This window comes from Aliiglaciecola sp. 3_MG-2023, from assembly GCF_030548205.1.
Lineage (GTDB): Bacteria > Pseudomonadota > Gammaproteobacteria > Enterobacterales > Alteromonadaceae > Aliiglaciecola.
Genome location: NZ_JAUORV010000039.1, coordinates 1 through 1,331, shown reverse-complemented (window position 1 = coordinate 1,331; position 1,331 = coordinate 1). Strand labels below are relative to the sequence as shown.

Annotated in this window: 1 rRNA gene; it reads right to left on the bottom strand. The window is 51.6% G+C overall.

What is annotated here, in order from left to right:
* Window positions 1-18: 18 nt before the first annotated feature.
* Window positions 19-1,331, bottom strand: a 23S ribosomal RNA gene (locus Q4574_RS21410); the annotation flags it as partial.

Genomic DNA, 1,331 nt, shown 5'->3' with positions numbered 1-1,331 from the left:
AAGACATTTGGGTGTTGTATGGTTAAGCCTCACGGGCAATTAGTACAGGTTAGCTTAACGCCTCACAACGCTTCCACACCCTGCCTATCTACGTCGTAGTCTTCAACAACCCTTTAGGACAGTTAAACTGCCAGGGATGACTCATCTTGGGGCTCGCTTCCCGCTTAGATGCTTTCAGCGGTTATCGATTCCGAACGTAGCTACCGGGCAATGCCTTTGGCAAAACAACCCGAACACCAGCGGTTCGTCCACTCCGGTCCTCTCGTACTAGGAGCAGCTCCCCTCAATCATCCAACGCCCACACCAGATAGGGACCGAACTGTCTCACGACGTTCTAAACCCAGCTCGCGTACCACTTTAAATGGCGAACAGCCATACCCTTGGGACCGACTTCAGCCCCAGGATGTGATGAGCCGACATCGAGGTGCCAAACACCGCCGTCGATATGAACTCTTGGGCGGTATCAGCCTGTTATCCCCGGAGTACCTTTTATCCGTTGAGCGATGGCCCTTCCATACAGAACCACCGGATCACTATGACCTACTTTCGTACCTGCTCGACGTGTCTGTCTCGCAGTTAAGCTAGCTTATGCCATTGCACTAACCTCACGATGTCCGACCGTGATTAGCTAACCTTCGTGCTCCTCCGTTACTCTTTGGGAGGAGACCGCCCCAGTCAAACTACCCACCAGACACTGTCCACAATCCCGATAAGGGACCCATGTTAGAACATCAAATATACAAGGGTGGTATTTCAAAGGCGGCTCCACACAATCTAGCGACTGTGCTTCAAAGCCTCCCACCTATTCTACACATGTAGATTCAATGTTCAGTGCCAAGCTGTAGTAAAGGTTCACGGGGTCTTTCCGTCTAGGTGCGGGTACACAGCATCTTCACTGCGATTTCAATTTCACTGAGTCCTGGGTGGAGACAGCGTGGCCATGATTACGCCATTCGTGCAGGTCGGAACTTACCCGACAAGGAATTTCGCTACCTTAGGACCGTTATAGTTACGGCCGCCGTTTACCGGGGCTTCGATCAAGAGCTTCGCTTGCGCTAACCCCATCAATTAACCTTCCGGCACCGGGCAGGCGTCACACCGTATACGTCATCTTTCGATTTAGCACAGTGCTGTGTTTTTAATAAACAGTTCCAGCCACCATTTCACTGCGGCCCTCGTTCGCTTAGGAAGCAAGTTCCATCACAAACAAGGGCGTACCTTCTCCCGAAGTTACGGTACGATTTTGCCGAGTTCCTTCACCCAGGTTCTCTCAAGCGCCTTAGTATTCTCTACCTGACCACCTGTGTCGGTTTGGGGTACGGTTCGATATA